This window comes from Sphingobium sp. OAS761 (genome assembly GCF_024168485.1).
Classification (GTDB): Bacteria; Pseudomonadota; Alphaproteobacteria; order Sphingomonadales; family Sphingomonadaceae; genus Sphingobium.
Genome location: NZ_JALJVY010000010.1, coordinates 68,429 through 83,882, shown reverse-complemented (window position 1 = coordinate 83,882; position 15,454 = coordinate 68,429). Strand labels below are relative to the sequence as shown.

Annotated in this window: 14 protein-coding genes; 1 reads left to right on the top strand and 13 read right to left on the bottom strand. The window is 64.2% G+C overall.

What is annotated here, in order from left to right:
• Positions 1 to 14: 14 nt before the first annotated feature.
• The 10 genes from J3E64_RS14455 to J3E64_RS14410 form a co-directional block, all read right to left on the bottom strand.
• Positions 15 to 716 carry a tetratricopeptide repeat protein gene (locus tag J3E64_RS14455; protein ID WP_253343728.1) on the bottom strand — a complete coding sequence of 234 codons (702 nt, stop codon included), beginning with the start codon at positions 714 to 716 and terminating at the stop codon, positions 15 to 17.
• A 69-nt stretch (positions 717 to 785) separates the two neighbouring features.
• Positions 786 to 1,658 (bottom strand): 3-methyl-2-oxobutanoate hydroxymethyltransferase, encoded by an 873-nt coding sequence (gene panB, locus J3E64_RS14450; protein WP_253343727.1) that lies wholly within the window; start codon positions 1,656 to 1,658, stop codon positions 786 to 788.
• A 126-nt stretch (positions 1,659 to 1,784) separates the two neighbouring features.
• Positions 1,785 to 4,184 (bottom strand): TonB-dependent receptor, encoded by a 2,400-nt coding sequence (locus J3E64_RS14445; protein ID WP_253343726.1) that lies wholly within the window; start codon positions 4,182 to 4,184, stop codon positions 1,785 to 1,787.
• A 162-nt stretch (positions 4,185 to 4,346) separates the two neighbouring features.
• Entirely contained in the window at positions 4,347 to 4,535 is a 189-nt protein-coding gene (locus J3E64_RS14440; protein WP_253343725.1) for a YezD family protein, read from the bottom strand.
• A 99-nt stretch (positions 4,536 to 4,634) separates the two neighbouring features.
• The gene (locus tag J3E64_RS14435) at positions 4,635 to 5,291 is read right to left on the bottom strand and encodes an alpha/beta hydrolase (RefSeq protein WP_253343724.1); all 657 of its coding nucleotides are present in this window, start codon (positions 5,289 to 5,291) and stop codon (positions 4,635 to 4,637) included.
• A gap of 151 nt (positions 5,292 to 5,442) precedes the next feature.
• The gene (locus J3E64_RS14430) at positions 5,443 to 5,808 is read right to left on the bottom strand and encodes a PRC-barrel domain-containing protein (protein WP_253343723.1); all 366 of its coding nucleotides are present in this window, start codon (positions 5,806 to 5,808) and stop codon (positions 5,443 to 5,445) included.
• Between the two features lie 92 nt (positions 5,809 to 5,900).
• On the bottom strand, positions 5,901 to 6,818 hold the full coding sequence (locus J3E64_RS14425; RefSeq protein WP_367398636.1) for a DMT family transporter: 918 nt from the start codon (positions 6,816 to 6,818) through the stop codon (positions 5,901 to 5,903).
• A 52-nt stretch (positions 6,819 to 6,870) separates the two neighbouring features.
• Positions 6,871 to 7,683, bottom strand: coding sequence for a class I SAM-dependent methyltransferase (locus J3E64_RS14420; RefSeq protein ID WP_253343722.1), 813 nt, complete (start codon positions 7,681 to 7,683; stop codon positions 6,871 to 6,873).
• 110 nt (positions 7,684 to 7,793) lie between these two features.
• The gene (locus J3E64_RS14415) at positions 7,794 to 9,320 is read right to left on the bottom strand and encodes a CpaF family protein (RefSeq protein WP_253343721.1); all 1,527 of its coding nucleotides are present in this window, start codon (positions 9,318 to 9,320) and stop codon (positions 7,794 to 7,796) included.
• Positions 9,317 to 10,876: a YfhO family protein gene (locus J3E64_RS14410; RefSeq protein WP_253343828.1), complete on the bottom strand. Its 1,560-nt coding sequence runs from the start codon at positions 10,874 to 10,876 to the stop codon at positions 9,317 to 9,319. Before J3E64_RS14410 ends, J3E64_RS14415 begins: the two co-directional genes overlap by 4 nt.
• A 119-nt stretch (positions 10,877 to 10,995) precedes the next feature.
• Here J3E64_RS14410 and J3E64_RS14405 point away from each other — a divergent pair, with 119 nt between their 5' ends.
• The gene (locus tag J3E64_RS14405; protein ID WP_253343720.1) at positions 10,996 to 11,982 is read left to right on the top strand and encodes a glycosyltransferase family 2 protein; all 987 of its coding nucleotides are present in this window, start codon (positions 10,996 to 10,998) and stop codon (positions 11,980 to 11,982) included.
• Positions 11,983 to 12,069: 87 nt separating this feature from the next.
• Here the strand turns inward: J3E64_RS14405 and J3E64_RS14400 are convergent, their stop codons facing one another.
• The 3 genes from J3E64_RS14400 to atpD all read right to left on the bottom strand — a co-directional run bounded on the left by J3E64_RS14400 (position 12,070) and on the right by atpD (position 15,398).
• Entirely contained in the window at positions 12,070 to 13,557 is a 1,488-nt protein-coding gene (locus J3E64_RS14400) for a hypothetical protein (protein WP_253343719.1), read from the bottom strand.
• Positions 13,558 to 13,649: 92 nt separating this feature from the next.
• Positions 13,650 to 13,904, bottom strand: coding sequence for an ATP synthase F1 subunit epsilon (locus J3E64_RS14395; protein WP_253343717.1), 255 nt, complete (start codon positions 13,902 to 13,904; stop codon positions 13,650 to 13,652).
• A 48-nt stretch (positions 13,905 to 13,952) separates the two neighbouring features.
• Positions 13,953 to 15,398, bottom strand: coding sequence for a F0F1 ATP synthase subunit beta (atpD, locus tag J3E64_RS14390; protein ID WP_253343716.1), 1,446 nt, complete (start codon positions 15,396 to 15,398; stop codon positions 13,953 to 13,955).
• Positions 15,399 to 15,454: the final 56 nt, after the last annotated feature.

Genomic DNA, 15,454 nt, shown 5'->3' with positions numbered 1-15,454 from the left:
CCCATCCGCTTAATTCACCCTTCGGTCGGCTCTTCGGTCGCGATCTCGACCGCATCTATCCCCATGACGCCCGCCATCTGACGCGCGCGTGAACGGATCGTCTGGGGCACATTCTGGTCTTTCGCCATGGCGGCGAACATCGGGCCTGCAAGGTCCTTCTTGCCCATTTTCATGTAGGCGAGCGCGACCAGTTCCCCCGCGCTGCCGAACCATGGCGCGCCTTCGACCGCCAGCGGCTTCAGCCGGTCGACAACCTGCTGCGGCTTCAGGCTGTCATATTCGAGCGCGGTCTGACGGATCAGAGCCAGGTCGCGATAGGGCTGGTCCAGCTTCGTGTCGGCGGCCATGGCGCCATAGGCGGCGGCCGCCGCCTTGGCATCGCCCTTGCGGGCGGCGATGCCTGCCTTCACCAGGGCGGCAGTCGCGCGATAGCCGGGCTGGCTGGCCTGCGACAGGACATCGATCTGCTTGGCATCGGGTGTCCCGCCGCCCATGGCTGCATCCAGCACCGTATCGGCGGTTTCGGAAACGGCTTCCGACTGCGTCCTGCTGTAATGCTGCCAGTAGAGCCAGCCGCCGAACGCCAGCAGCATCAGCACCAGCAGCATGGCCAGCCAGCGGCCATAGCGCTCCCAGAAGGTCAGAAGCTGGTCCTGGCGGACCGCGTCGTCGACCTCCCGCATGAAGGCCTCGCTGTTTTGCGGCGTCAGGGCCACGCTATTCTCCGAAAAAAGGAACGTCGGACAGAAGGCGCGATCAATAGCGGCGCTTATGCCACAGGCAAATCACTTTTTCGGGCGATAGACCTGATCGTCGGTCGGAAAGGCACGGGCGCGCACGTCGGCGGCGTAACGCGCGGCGGCGGAGTCGATCGTTTCCGCGATATTTTCGAACCGCTTGACGAAGCGCGGCACGCGTTCGAACATGCCCAGCATATCTTCCGTTACCAGCACCTGCCCGTCGCATCGGGCCGACGCGCCGATACCGATCACCGGCACGTCGACGCTGGCGGTCAGCGCATCCGCCAGTTCTTCCATCACGCCTTCCAGCACCATGGCGAATGCACCGGCGTCGGCGACGGCGCGGGCATCGGCGATGATCTTGGCATGTTCCTGCTGGCTCTTGCCGCGCGCGCCATAGCCGCCGAGCGCATTCACCGCCTGCGGCGTCAGCCCGACATGCGCCATCACCGGAATGCCGCGCTGGCTGAGAAAAGCGATGGTTTCGGCCATGGCCTGCCCGCCTTCGAGCTTGACGGCGGCGGCGCCGGTTTCCGCCATGATCCGGCTGGCGCTGGCGAAAGCCTGCTGCGGGGATGCTTCATAGCTGCCGAACGGCATGTCGATGATGACCAGGCTGTGATAGCTGCCGCGCACCACCGCGGCGCCATGGGCGATCATCATGTCCAGGGTCACGGGAAGGGTCGAAGGCAGGCCGTAGATGACCTGCCCCAGCGAATCTCCGACCAGCAGCATATCGCAATGCGGATCGAGCAGTTGCGCCTGCCGCGCCGTATAGGCCGTCAGCATCACCAGCGGTTCGCCCGTTTGCCCCTCGAATTTCCGACGCTGGATGGCGGGCACGGTCAGGCGCTTCATCGGCGCGGGCGTGGGATTGGCGCGGCTGGTCGCGGTGTCGAGCGTGAAGGTGGTGGACATGGAACGTGCTCTACCGCAGCGCGCAACAAGGCGCAAATGCCAGCGGTGGCGGCGCGGCATGGTTGCGCCGCGCCGCCACCTTTCGGGTGTGGACGTGGGGGGAGCACGTCCACGGGGGGAGCCTCGTCAGAAATCGGCCTTGATGGTCAGGCCGTATGTGCGCGGATCGCCGGGCTGGCCCGCGATTAGGCCGGTGTTTCCGGGGGTGGTGGCGAGCACTTCCATGTAATTCCGGTCGAACAGGTTGCGGACCCAGCCGTAAATGTTGAAGCCGTCGTCATTGCGAAAGCCCAGCCGCAGATTGGCGAGGCTGTAACCCTTGATATTCATGTAGGCCGAGGGGGAGGCATTGGAGGAGAAGGAGGAACGGTAGCTGCCGTCCCAGCCAATGTAGAATTGCCCGTCGCCGCCCAGCAGCGCGGTCGGCACATTGAATTCGACGCCGTAGGACAAGGCCCATTTGGAAACGCCCGGCAAGATCCGTCCGGAAATGTCGCACGTGGCCGGACTGGCCGATCCGCCCGACAGTTCGGGCGGGCAGGGCGCATTGCTGAATTTGACATATTTCGGGTCAGTCCAGGCGCCACTGGCATAGGCGTTGACCCGGTCGGACGGACGGATCGAGAATTCCGTCTCTATGCCGCGCACCCGCACCTTGTCGGCATTGGCCAGATAACCGCGCAGGACACTGTTCTGGCCGTTGTTCACGATCGCCTGATAGTCGGAAATCTCGGTCCAGAAGCCGGTGAGGTTGAGCGTCGCGCGCTTGTCCCAGAACTGGGTTTTCAGGCCGACCTCGAAATGGTTGACCTTTTCCGGTTTCACCGTCGCGACATTCAGCTGCGGATTCCCCGTGGCATCGAGCGGCACGCCGTTCAGGTTGATCCCCCCCGATTTGAAAGCCCGGGCGAAGGTGGCGTAGGCCAGAATGTCGTCGCTGACCTTGTAGGACGCGGTTATGTCCCCGGACAGGTTCCAGTCGCTGAATTTCGCGTTGAACGCCTGTGGTGCCAGCACGCCGCGCTGGGCAACGATCCAGGGATCGGTGCTGGCGAAGCTGACGCTCTGCCGCGTGCCGTCGGATGCCGTGCCGGTCACGACCGACGCATAGCTGCCCTGCTTCCTGTCATAATTGAGCCGCAGGCCGGGCTGGATATCGAACCGGTCGGTGACGTGCCAGGTCAACTGTCCGAACAGGGCGGCGCTGCTGTTCCTGAGCCGGATGTCGTTGTCCGCGGTAAGCCCTTCCAGCACCGCCGGGATACTGGACAGCGGGCTGGTCGGGTTGAGCAGCCAGGCACTTGCATCGGCGCCCTGTACCTGGCTGCCGGTCGTGTGGATTGTCTGGTGGAACGCGAAGGCGCCGGCCACGAAGTCGATGGCGTCGCCTTCCTGCGCGTAACGCAGTTCCTGAGTCCACTGCTTCTGCTGGGTGGGGTTCTGCGATTTTGTGGTGACGTCCAGCCCGGTGAAGTCCCGATCGTTCGACGGACGCCAGTCCCAGTAGCGATAGGCCGACACGGATGTCAGCGTGCCGGTGCCCAGGTCCCATTCGGCGCGCAGCGATGCCCCGCCCATCTCGTTGCGGGCCTTGAGCGGCGCGTCGAGGTCGGTCAGCCGATCATACGGGTCCGTGCTCGGCACCTGATAGCCGAGCGCGGCGCTCAACGCGGGATATTGCCGATTGGTGGCGCGCTGCGTCGGACCGTAGCCGGCATAGATTTGCGCGCAGCAGACCGGGTTCTGAAGATTATAGTCGCCCGCCAGCGTGATGGAGAGCGTGTCTGTCGCCTTCCACAGCAGCGATCCCTTCAGGCCCAGGAAATCCTGGCTGTTGACGTGCCGGTTCGTGGCCACATTGTAGATCGTGCCCTGCCGGTCCGTCACCGACGCACCGATGCGGATCGCCAGCCGGTCGGTGATCGGCCCGGACACCGTGGCCTTCGCCTGTTTGAAGTTGAGGTTGCCGACGGAAATCTCCGCCTTCCCCTCATAGCTGAAGCTGGGCGCACGGGTGGTTATGTTGATCGCGCCGGCGGTGGTGTTCTTGCCGTATAGCGTGCCCTGCGGTCCGCGCAGCACTTCCACCTGCTCTATGTCCACGAAGTCCAGCGTCGCGGCCGCGACCCGGTTGTAATAGACCTGGTCGATATAGATGCCCACGCCCTGTTCGATGCCGTCGTTGGTAAGGCCCAGCGGGGCGCCGATGCCGCGAATGTTGATCGAACTGTTGCGCGGGTTGGTGGAATAGAATTGCAGGGTCGGCTGCAATTGTGTGAGCCGCTGGATGTTATAGCTGCCGGTCTGCTCCAGCGCTTCGCTGTTGAGCACCGACACGGCCAGCGGAACGTCCTGCAAAGCTTCGGCGCGGCGGCGTGCCGTGACGACGATGGCACCCCCGACGATGTCGGTGCCCGATTCGGCCTGCTGATCCGCGGGCTGTTGGTCGGCGGGCGCCTGCGCGAAGGCAGGCGCGACGAAGGATGTGCTCGCGACGGTCGCGAGCAGCAGAAAACGCGCAATCATTGACAGGTCCCTTTCCGGCTGTCCGGTAGTTGATGATCGCGGCATTTCCGGCGGTCCGGTCAAAGCCGATGATATGGGAATGTCAGGCTTAGCGCGCGGCCGCCCCCCTGGCCGCGCGACCGCAGATGCGGTCCCTGCTTGATCGGTGTCGCCGCGCCCGTGTCAGGCGGAAAGGCGGGTTTTTTCGGTGACGTCGATCTGCACCACCCGTGCATCATGGACGGTAAGGGTGATGGCGCCGAAACGCAGGCCGTCCAGCACGTCCCGCACCTTGTCCAGACAGGCGCCGATGTCCGCGCGATGGCCGTCCGATCGACCGTTTCGCAAATATTCTATTCTATGATCGGTCATACCGTGTCTCCCTTCGCTTCGCTTTATCTCAACTAAATAAATAGACAAAAAAGGATAAATAATGGGCGGTCAAGTTGAACTTGTCCCACCCGCGGCGGTTCAGGGATGCGCGGTCCGGGACGCGGCACGGGCAGGTGCGGCCCAGTGCATGGCGCTGCGTGCCGCCGGATCGCGTGACAGGGACCGCTGGTCCTGCGCGATCAGCCGTTCGAGCAATTGCTGGCCGAAAGCCCACTCGCCAAGATCGGATGCAGCGTTGATATGTCCGCAATGACCGGCATCGACAAAGCTACTGCCCCAATATTTGCCGAGACTGTGTGCCCGTTCGAAGAAGATATAGGGGTCGTCCCGGCTGGCGACCAATATGGACGGGAAGGGGAGGTGCGATCGCGGGATCGGACCGAAGCCGCCGATGCTGTCTGGCGTTTCCGACCGGTCGCAATCCGGCGGCGCAACCAGCAATGCGCCAACCACCGGCCAGCCATAGGCCTGGTTCTGCAGCGCACCCCACCAGGCGACGGCGATGCAACCCAGGCTGTGCGCGGCAAGGATGACCGGCCCGTCAATCTGGCGGATGGCCGCGTCCAGCCTAGTGACCCAGGCATTGCGATTGGGATTGTGCCAGCGGCCCAGGTCGACCCTGTGGCAATCGAGACGCGTTTCTTCCCACAGGCTTTGCCAATGGCCGGGTCCGCTATTGTCGAGACCGGGAACCGTCAGCACCAGGGGCTGATGTTCGGTATGAAATCGATCCATGATTCGATCCTCCTTGAGACGAGTCACTTATAAATCTACCTATTAAGTAGACAAACGGCAAGCGACGGATTGTGCCGCGTGTTCGACCGACGGAAAAAAGGGGCGCGCATCCTGTGATGCACGCCCCCTTTACCGCGATCCGTTTGCCGACTTACCAGGGATAGATCTGGCCATAATATTGATAGACGTTGCGGCCATAGCTGTCGTCATAGTCCGGCCGGCCGTCAGGCGCGTGGCGGGGTGCATCGTCCAGCAGTTGCTTGTCGAGGTCGACGACATAGCCGCCCTTGTCGGTATCGTAGGTCAGGATCGACCAGGGCAGGGGATAATGGTCGTTCCCCAGGCCCAGAAAGCCGCCGAACGCCATCACCGCATAGCGGACCTGGCCCGATCGTTTCTCCACCATGAAATTGGCGATCTTGCCCAGGTGATCGCCCTGGCGGTTATATACGGCCGTGCCTTCCACCCGGTCCGACGCGATCAGGTCGCCGTGGTTGTCCGTTGTCATGTCGATCATGCCACTCTCCTGCGTTCTGTTGCTCCTTCTGTTGCAACAAGGTGCGCGCGCGGGAGTTCCTCCTTCGGGGCCGGGAATTTCGGCGTGCCGGATCAGTCCTGCGGCGGCACCGCCGAGGTGACGACCGGGCGCCTGGCCCGCATATGCTCGCGCCAGGCGATGTACAGGCCGCTCGCCACGATGAGGGCCGCGCCGACCCATGTCGTTGCCAGCGGCCATATGCCCCAGATCATCCAGCCCAACAGCGTGGTCCAGATGATCGAGCTGTAATCCATCGGCAGGACGGTCGACACCGGCGCCCATCGCAGGGCGGAGGTCAGGCAAAACTGGGCGATGCCGCCCACGGTGCCCAGTAGCGCCAGCAACAGCCAGGTATGAAGATCATGCAACTGTCCGAAGAAAAGCATTGCTATGCCGAGAGGGGGCAGCGACAGCAGCGTGAACCAGAACACGATGACGCCCGCATGTTCGGTCCGGCTCAGTTCACGCAGCAGCAGGCTGACGCCGGCGGTCATGAAGGCGGCGATGAAGGCGACGCTCACGCCGGACAGCGGGAAGTGGCCGGCATCGGGCCGGACCATGACCAGCACGCCGACAAAGCCGGCCATGACCGCTGCCCAGCGATGCGGCCCGGTCTCCTCCTTCAATATCAGGGCCGACAGGACGACGCCGAAGATCGGCATCGTGAAGCCGATGGTGGTAGCCTCGGCCGGCGGCAGCAGGATATAGGACAGGAAATTCAATGCCATGGCCGACAGGCCGATGACGGTACGGCTGATATGGGTGCTTATGCGGTCGGTGCGCATCGTCCGCAGGCCGCCGGTCATGGCGATCCAGCCCAGGACGACGGGCACGGCGAACAGCTGCCGATAGAACAGCGATTCGACCAGATGCACGCCCCGTTCCGCGGCAAGCCGGACCGTCACGAACATAATCGCCATGCACAGAACGGCGACGAGACGAAGGGCAATGGCGAGGAGCGGGCGATGCGGGCGGGATTTTGAATTCACCCGCTCGCCTTAACCCGCTTCGTCGCCAGTTCAAGTACAGCGCTTATTGTTCTTAAGCGGCGGGCTTGCGAAATTTGAGCGTCATCCGGTCGCTTTCGCCGACCGCCAGATATTTGTCCTTGTCGACATCCTTGTGTCGCAGCGTCGGCGGCAGCGTCCACACGCCCTTTTCCCAATCCGCCGTATCCTTCGGGTTGGCGTTGACTTCCGAAGCGCCGACATATTCGAAGCCCGCCGCCTGCGCGATGGCGCGAATGGTCGACACTTTGAGATAGCCGCTCTTTTTCTCAAGGGCGCTGTCGCGGTCTTCGGGCAGACGGTGGTCGACGATACCCAATGTGCCGCCGGGCTTGAGCATATCGAAAAATGCCTTGAACGTTGCAGCTTCGGTGCCGCCCATCACCATGTTGTGGACATTGCGGAACGTCAGCACGGTATCGACGCTGCCGGCGGGAATGCTGGCGGTTTCCTCGGGATAGGCGACCAGCTTGACCTGGTCGTAGACGGGGTCGGACGCCAGGAAGTTCTTGTAGCCTTCCATGTAGTTGCCGCTGGGCTGCAAGGCGTAAAAGGTGCCGTGACCGCGCACCAGAGGGGCGAGAATTTCCGTGTACCAGCCGCCGCTCGGGGCATATTCGACCACTGTCTGCATCGGTGTGACACCGAAGAAGGCGAGCGTTTCGGCCGGATGGCGGTAGACGTCACGGGCGACATTGGCGGGTTTGCGCGTGGGATTGGCGATTGCGGTGGCCAGCGGGTCGCCGGCCTGGCTGTGGTCCATATGTCCCTGATGCTGGGCAAGCAGCGGAACGGACGGGATTGCAAGGCCCATGAGGGCAAGGGTGAACGGGGCGAGACGGCGCATGGGAATCCTCTCTCCTGGGGGGAGAGGCGGGTGTGCCTTGGCGGCTTCGGCGGCGCAAGGGGGGTGGCGGGGCGTCGGCCCCGCCAGCAACATAAAGTTACAAAGGGATTTTACAGGCAGGCTTCCAGGAAAGGCTGGTCGAACCCGAACATCCGCGCCTTGTCCAGCGTATAGGGGCGCAGGCCCATGGAGCGATATTCGCCCACAATCTTACCGCTGTCATCTTCGTCATGATATTCGAACTTGAACAATTCCTGCGTAACGATGACGTCGCCCTCCATGCCGATGACTTCGGTGACGTTGGTGACGCGGCGCGACCCGTCGCGCAGGCGCTTCACCTGCACGATCAGGTCGACCGAGTCGGCGATCTGCTTGGAAATCGCTTCCTTGGGGATTTTGATGTCGCCCATCAGGATCATGTTTTCCATACGGCCAAGGCACTCGCGCGGGGAGTTGGCGTGCAGCGTGCACATGGAGCCGTCATGGCCGGTGTTCATCGCGGCAAGCAGGTCGAAACATTCCGCGCCACGAATTTCGCCCAGGATGATGCGGTCCGGGCGCATACGCAGCGCGTTCTTGACGAGGTCGCCGATGGTGATCGCGCCTTGCCCCTCCAGGTTGGGCGGACGCGTTTCCAGCGGCAGCCAGTGCGGCTGTTGCAGGCGCAGTTCGGCCGCGTCCTCGATGGTCAGCACGCGCTCGCCCGGATCGATCATCTTCGACAGGGCGTTGAGCATCGTCGTCTTGCCCGAACCGGTGCCGCCTGAAATCACGATGTTGAACCGGCAGGCGCCCGCAATCTTGAGCGCCGTCGCCATCTTGGGGCTCATGGCGCCCCATTGGGCGAGCATGTCGATGGTGATCGGCTTGGCGGAAAATTTACGGATCGAGATGGCGGTGCCGCGCAGCGACAGCGGCGGAACGATGACGTTGACGCGAGAGCCGTCGGGCAGGCGGGCGTCGGCCAGCGGGGTCGTCTGGTCGACGCGGCGGCCGACCTTGTTCACGATGCGCTGGGCGATCTGGAACAGATGTTCCTCGTCGCGGAACTTGATCGGCGCGATCTGGAGCTTGCCCTTCTTTTCGATATAGGTCTGCTCCGGGCCGTTCACCATGATGTCGGTCACGTCGGGATCGCTCAGCAATTCCTCCAACGGACCAAGGCCCAGCAATTCGTCGACCAGCACCTTTTCCAGCGCAAATTGTTCGCGGCGGTTGAGGGTCAGCTTCAGTTCCGCCAGCACTTCCATGATGATCGGGCGGAATTCTTCCGCCAGTTCATCCTTGGTCAGCGTTGCGGCCGCTTCGGGATCGACGCGTTCCAGCAGGCGGGGGAGAACCTGCTCCTTGATCTTGTGAACCGATGCTTCGAAGCCCTGCGGCCCGGCATCGGGCACATGTTCGGCATTGGCGCGGTCGGACAGGCGCGCCATGGCGTCGGCGTTGCGCTGCATCTGGCCCGTGGGCGCGGACAGCGGATCGAACGGCGTTTCGCCCGGCAAGGATGCGATGTCGAGCGGCGGGAACTGCTCGCCGCCGCGCGCCTCCTCTGTGGCGCCGCCACCGTGCATCGGTCGTGCCACGCCGAAGCCAGGCTTCATCCCCGCAGGTCCATTCTTCCGTCCAAAGGCGCTCATAATTCTCCGCCGATATGTCGCGGCCGTCCGCCCGAAAGGGCACGGCCAGAAAGGGCTGAAAAAGGTGAATAGGCTGGAAACTTTGACAAAAGGCTAATGCGGTGCATCGCTGTCCACAGGATGAGCAACAGCGCGGCAGCGACGCTGGCCGCCGCACCGGTGCTTTCCTGCCACAGGCGGCGGCGTTCGATCCGATACAGGCCGGGTTGCGCCATGAAATGGATCAGCGGTCCGGTGCTGGCGACCGGCCGGCCGTCGCGGCTCACCTGCCAGATGGGGAAGGCGCCCCGGCCGAGTGTCACGGGGCCGGGGCGCGTCACGACGACGGCATTGCCGCGCGGCAGCGCGCGCCAGCGGCTCAGGTCGGTCCAGTGGTTGTCGCTGCGCACGCTCGACAGGTCGAAGCCTTGCGGCAGATATTCCGGGGCATCCGGGGCGATGCGCATCACCATGGCCCGGTCGACCGGGCGACGCAGGAAGGCAGCTGTCTGAAAAGCGCCGAATGCATAGGGAAAGCACAGCAACACAGCCGCGCCGATCGACAGGGCAGGACGCGGACGCGCCGCCATCAAGGCCGTCACGGTGGCAAACTCTGCCAGGGCGAAGGCGCGCCAGGGAAACTGCACCTTGTCGAGGATCGGTACGTCCCAGAGGAACGGGATGAGGCGGATCGACCCGAGCGCGGTCAGGATCGCGACCAGCCCCCAGAATCCGCGCCTGCCGGTCCAGGCCAGCAATATGCACCCGATCGCCAGGCACGGGAACAGTTCGAAGCTGGCGTTCCAGACCGACCAGTCGGTGGCGCGATAGTCCGCACCCCACAGCATCGCGGTGGAGACATGGTCCTGAAGCGTCAGGGCAGGCGGCAGGTAGAAGGCGGCGAGGGCAAAAGCCATGGCTCCGGCCGTGGCAGCCGACGGCAGCACCCGTCCGCCATGCCACAGCCGGCGCCCGATCATCGGCACGATCAGGAAGAGGCCCGTCAGCATCGCCAGCGGCAGATGGCTGACCAGCAGCCCGGCATAGGCACAGGCGAGCAGCAGGGCGCCGCGCCGTTCAGGCAGGCGATCGATGGCCAGCGCGATCAGGGGCAGCCAGACGAAGGCTGCGGCCTCCGCAAGTGCGCCGCGCACATAGATGTCGTAGAGATGATAGGGCGCGATCATATAGAGCGCGGCACCCAGCAGCGGTCGCGTGCCGCGCGACGCCAGCCAGCGATGCATCGACAGGCCGGATGCCGCCAGCAGGACGAAGCCCGTGAGATTAATCGCTGCGAACAGGCCGATACCGGCGGCCCGGAACGCGCCGGCGATCCAGTAGGCGAAGGGGGGATAGAAATAGAAGGTCGGGCTGCCCAGCCCTTCGAAGCTGCTGGGTAACCAGCGTTCATACAGGTGGCCCGCCGCCATCTGCTCGCCGAAATGCTGCGTCCACAGCATATTATATTGATAGGAATGGGTTGTGCCCGGTCCCCACAGCATGGCAGGCAGCATCAGCGCGAGTGCCAGCAGGGTCAGCAGGCAGGCGGGACTGCGCAATGGGGAGGGGGCGGCCATCACGGCACCGATGCCAGATCATGGTAAAGGAACAATGAGCGCGCCTGGCCCGCTTACCGTCCGTTAACCATTGGACGCGATAGCGGAGCGTGGGTTTTCCAGGAGAAGCTGGACGCGTCATGCGGACCGTATCGATTGTCATTCCGGTCTATAACGAACAGGAGGGCCTGTCGCTTTTCCTGGACGCTGCGCGGCCCGCGGTCGACCGGGCGCTGGCGCTGATCGGACCGGGCGCGCGCGCGGATTATCTGTTCGTCGACGACGGCAGCACGGACAGGACCGCCGACATCCTCGCCATCCTCTCCCGTCTCAATCCGGATGTGCGCTATCTGTCGCTGTCGCGCAATTTCGGCAAGGAAGCAGCCTTGGCGGCCGGGATCGACCATGCGACCGGCGATGCGGTCATCCCGATCGATGTCGACCTTCAGGACCCTCCCGAGGTTATCGTCGACCTGGTGCAGGCATGGCTGGCCGGGGCGCAGGTGGTCAATGCCCGCCGCGTCGACCGTTCCAGCGACGGCTGGTTCAAGCGCTGGAGCGCGCGTGGATTCTATCGCCTCCTGAACCGGCTGTCCGACTATCCCATTCCCGAGAATGTGGGCGATTTCCGGCTGCTCGACCGGCAGGCGGTGGATGTTGTCAAGCAGCTCGGCGAACAGGCCCGTTTCAACAAGGGTCTGTTTTCCTGGATCGGCTTCCGCGTCGCGACGGTGGATTATGCCCGCGCGCCGCGAGAGGCCGGCGTCACGAAATGGCGGCTTGGCAAGCTATGGTCGCTGGCAATCGACGGCATCACCGCATCGACCACCATGCCCCTGCGCATCTGGTCCTATGTCGGGGGCGCGGTAGCGCTGATGGCGATGGCCTATGCCGCCTGGCTGGTGGTCCGCACAATGGTCACGGGGGTCGACGTGCCGGGCTATGCCTCGATCATGGTCGCGGTGTTGATGCTGGGCGGCCTCAACCTGCTGAGCCTGGGCATCATCGGCGAATATCTGGGCCGGGTGGCCCGCGAGGTGCGGCAGCGCCCGCTCTATGTGCTGGCCAAGGCGCCGGAGGACGGCGCGGCCCAGCCTGTGGCCGGGGTCGAACGACTGCGCGCCTAGCAAATACATGATTTTAGTGTGGTTTACGGAGTTGAAATACGCTCCCCGACTAACCGCCATCATGTGGCGTAATTCAAATCCACTACATTAGATATATCGCTCGTTGGGGTGATACCAGTGACCGTCCCAGCAGCGCGCGGGTTCCGCCGGGCTGACCCGTGCCGGATCGGCGGGACGGATCGGGGCAGGCACACGGCCGATAGGGGCAAGATAGCTGTCCTTGGGCGTGAACCAGAAGCTCTGGTCCCACGCCTTGAAGAAGCTGCACCGCACCTGCGGCGCGGGCGGATGCGCGAAGGCACGGCGAATTTCGTAAAGGCCGGTGATCGACCCGATCAAAAGCGGTGCGACCAGCCACAGGCGCGCGCGAGCATCGATGACCAGCGCGTCCGCGACCATGACCGCCAATATGGTGAGCGCGGTCACGGAACCGCGCATCATGAAGTCGATCGACCAGCCGACCTGGACGAACGGGATGGCCAGCAGCCATATCGTCAGCAGCGCCAGCGTGTCGCGTCCAAGACGCGGCCGGGCAAGCAGGAGGAGCGGCACGACATAGACCAGCACCTCCAGCAGTTCGAACAGCCCCCATTGCAACGGCGCCACCGCCATCAGTCGCGCGCCGACGCCGTCGCCCGCCGCGCCCAGATAAAGCAGCCCGGGCAGGCACAGCAGGGTCGACAGGGCGGGCAAGGCAATATCGGGCGGCCGGATGGCGCGGGCAAGCAGGGCTCGCAATCCGGCCAGTGCCGCAAAGGGCATGGCACCCATGAGCCCGAGCGGTGACCAGAGCGCGGTCAGCGGTAGCAGCACCAGACAGGGGCCAAGCGGCAATTTTCCCGTCCGCCACAACAGGAAACCGAGCGCCCCCGCCCAGCCTGCCAGCGCATGTTGCGGCACCCAGAAGGCCAGGGTGACGGTGGAGCTATATTGCAGGAATGCCCAGTTTTCGAGATGGTCGGACAGGCCGCCGCGAAACAGCAAGCGGCCAAGCGCGTCGAGGCCGCTGAAAGCTAGGATGACGGCAAGGGCGGTCAGCTTCGCCCGGCGGCTGTCGAACAGCGCGGAGCCGAGCGCGAGCAGGATGCCGATGAGCAGGCTGTTCTGGACCAGCAGCGCGATGTCGGCACCGCGCAGACCGGCGATCTTGGCCGTCGCCGCCGGGACCAGGAACATGCCGATCGGCGCCCGCAGCAAGTCGGGCGTGGCGCGAACGGTATAGACGAACGGCCAGGGGTTGACGCTCATGTCGCGCATCACGGCGAAGCGCACCTGCCAGTCGATATTGGCGTAGAAAAAGCGCCCCTCGCCACCCAGAAGCATAAGGATGAAAGCGACGGCGAGGCAGAGCAGCAGCGCGCCGGGCGTGGGGCCGCGAAGCGGACGGGCAACCCGGGCCACCCAGACGCACAGACCGGCCAACAGGACCAGGCCCAGTCCGCAGGCCCATGACGGCAGGCCGAGGAAGCACCAAAGCAGCAACTGGTCGAAGCCGAGCCAGGCAGTGAGAAACGCGAGCAGCATGCCGCCGGTCAAGCGGCCGGCGGGCGGCGAAGGGGCGGCGGGCGCGATCATGTCCCAGGCCTCATGGCAAAGAAAAAGGGGCGCGAAAAGCGCCCCTTTCATTCCGTCTTCCCTTCGCCCTGCGCGAAGGGCGAAACGATGCCTCAGCCCGCCTTTTCGGCGAGAACGGTGAGGCCCTTTTCATTCACTTCGGCAAAGCCGCCCTGAACCGGAATGACTTCCGGGGCCGAGCCGGCGCTGGTGAAAATCTGGATGGCGCCGTCGCGCACCGTCGACATGAAGGGCGCATGGCCTTCCAGCACGCCGAAGTCGCCGTCGGTGCCGGGGACAACCACCTGATAGACCTCTTCCGACCGGAAGAGCTTTTCGGGGGTCACGAGTTCGAAATGCAGTGCCATGTCCGTTTCCTTGTCCCTCCCCGTGGACGGGGAGGGGAGAGTGTCGTCTTATGCGGCTTCGGCGGCCAGTTTCTTGGCCTTCTCGATCGCCTCGTCGATGCCGCCGACCATGTAGAAGGCGTTTTCGGGCAGATGGTCATATTCGCCTTCGACCACAGCCTTGAACGACTTCACCGTGTCCTCGATCTGGACGAACTTGCCGCTGATGCCGGTGAAGACTTCGGCGACGTGGAAGGGCTGCGACAGGAACTTCTGGATCTTGCGCGCGCGGGCGACGGTGAGCTTGTCCTCTTCGGACAGCTCGTCCATGCCCAGAATGGCGATGATGTCCTGCAACGACTTGTACTTCTGCAGGATCGACTGGACGGCGCGGGCGGTGTCATAATGTTCCTGACCCACGGTGCGCGGCTCCAGAACGCGGCTGGTGGAGTCGAGCGGATCGACCGCCGGATAGATGCCCAGTTCCGAAATGGCGCGGTTGAGAACGGTCGTCGCGTCCAAGTGCGCGAAGCTGGTCGCCGGCGCCGGATCGGTAAGATCGTCCGCGGGAACGTACACGGCCTGCACCGAGGTGATCGACCCCTTGTTGGTGGAGGTGATGCGCTCCTGCAACTGGCCCATGTCGGTCGACAGGGTCGGCTGATAGCCCACGGCCGAGGGAATACGGCCGAGCAGAGCGGACACTTCCGCGCCCGCCTGGGTGAAGCGGAAGATGTTGTCGACGAAGAACAGCACGTCCTGATTTTCGACGTCGCGGAAATATTCCGCGATGGTCAGGCCCGACAGCGCGACGCGGGCGCGGGCGCCCGGGGGCTCGTTCATCTGGCCATAGACCAGCGCAACCTTGGAGCCTTCGGAGATGGCATTGCCGTCGGCATCCTTGGCGATGACCCCGGCGTCGAGGAATTCGTGATAGAGGTCGTTGCCCTCGCGGGTCCGCTCGCCCACGCCCGCGAAGACCGAGGTGCCGCCATGGCCCTTGGCGATGTTGTTGATCAGTTCCTGGATCAGCACGGTCTTGCCGACGCCCGCGCCGCCGAACAGGCCGATCTTGCCGCCCTTGGCATAGGGGGCGAGCAGGTCGATGACCTTGATGCCGGTGACCAGGATCGAGCTTTCGGTCGACTGGTCGACGAACTCGGGAGCCTTGGCGTGGATCGGCGACTTGAGCTCTGTCATGACCGGGCCGCGCTCGTCGATCGGCTCGCCCACGACGTTCAGGATGCGGCCGAGCGTGGCCGGGCCGACGGGAACGCTGATCTGCGCGCCGGTGTCTGTCACTTCCTGCCCGCGGGTCAGACCGTCGGTCGAGTCCATCGCGATGGTGCGGACGGTGTTTTCACCCAGATGCTGGGCGACTTCCAGCACCAGCCGCTGGCCGTTGTTGCTGGTTTCCAGTGCCGACAGGATCGACGGGAGCGCATCGGGGAAGGTCACGTCGACGACAGCGCCGATGACCTGCGAAATGCGGCCTACATTGTTGGTGGTTGCCATGACTTCGTTTCCTTGCCTTCTTCGTCTCTCGGCCGTCACCCCAGCGACGGCTGGGG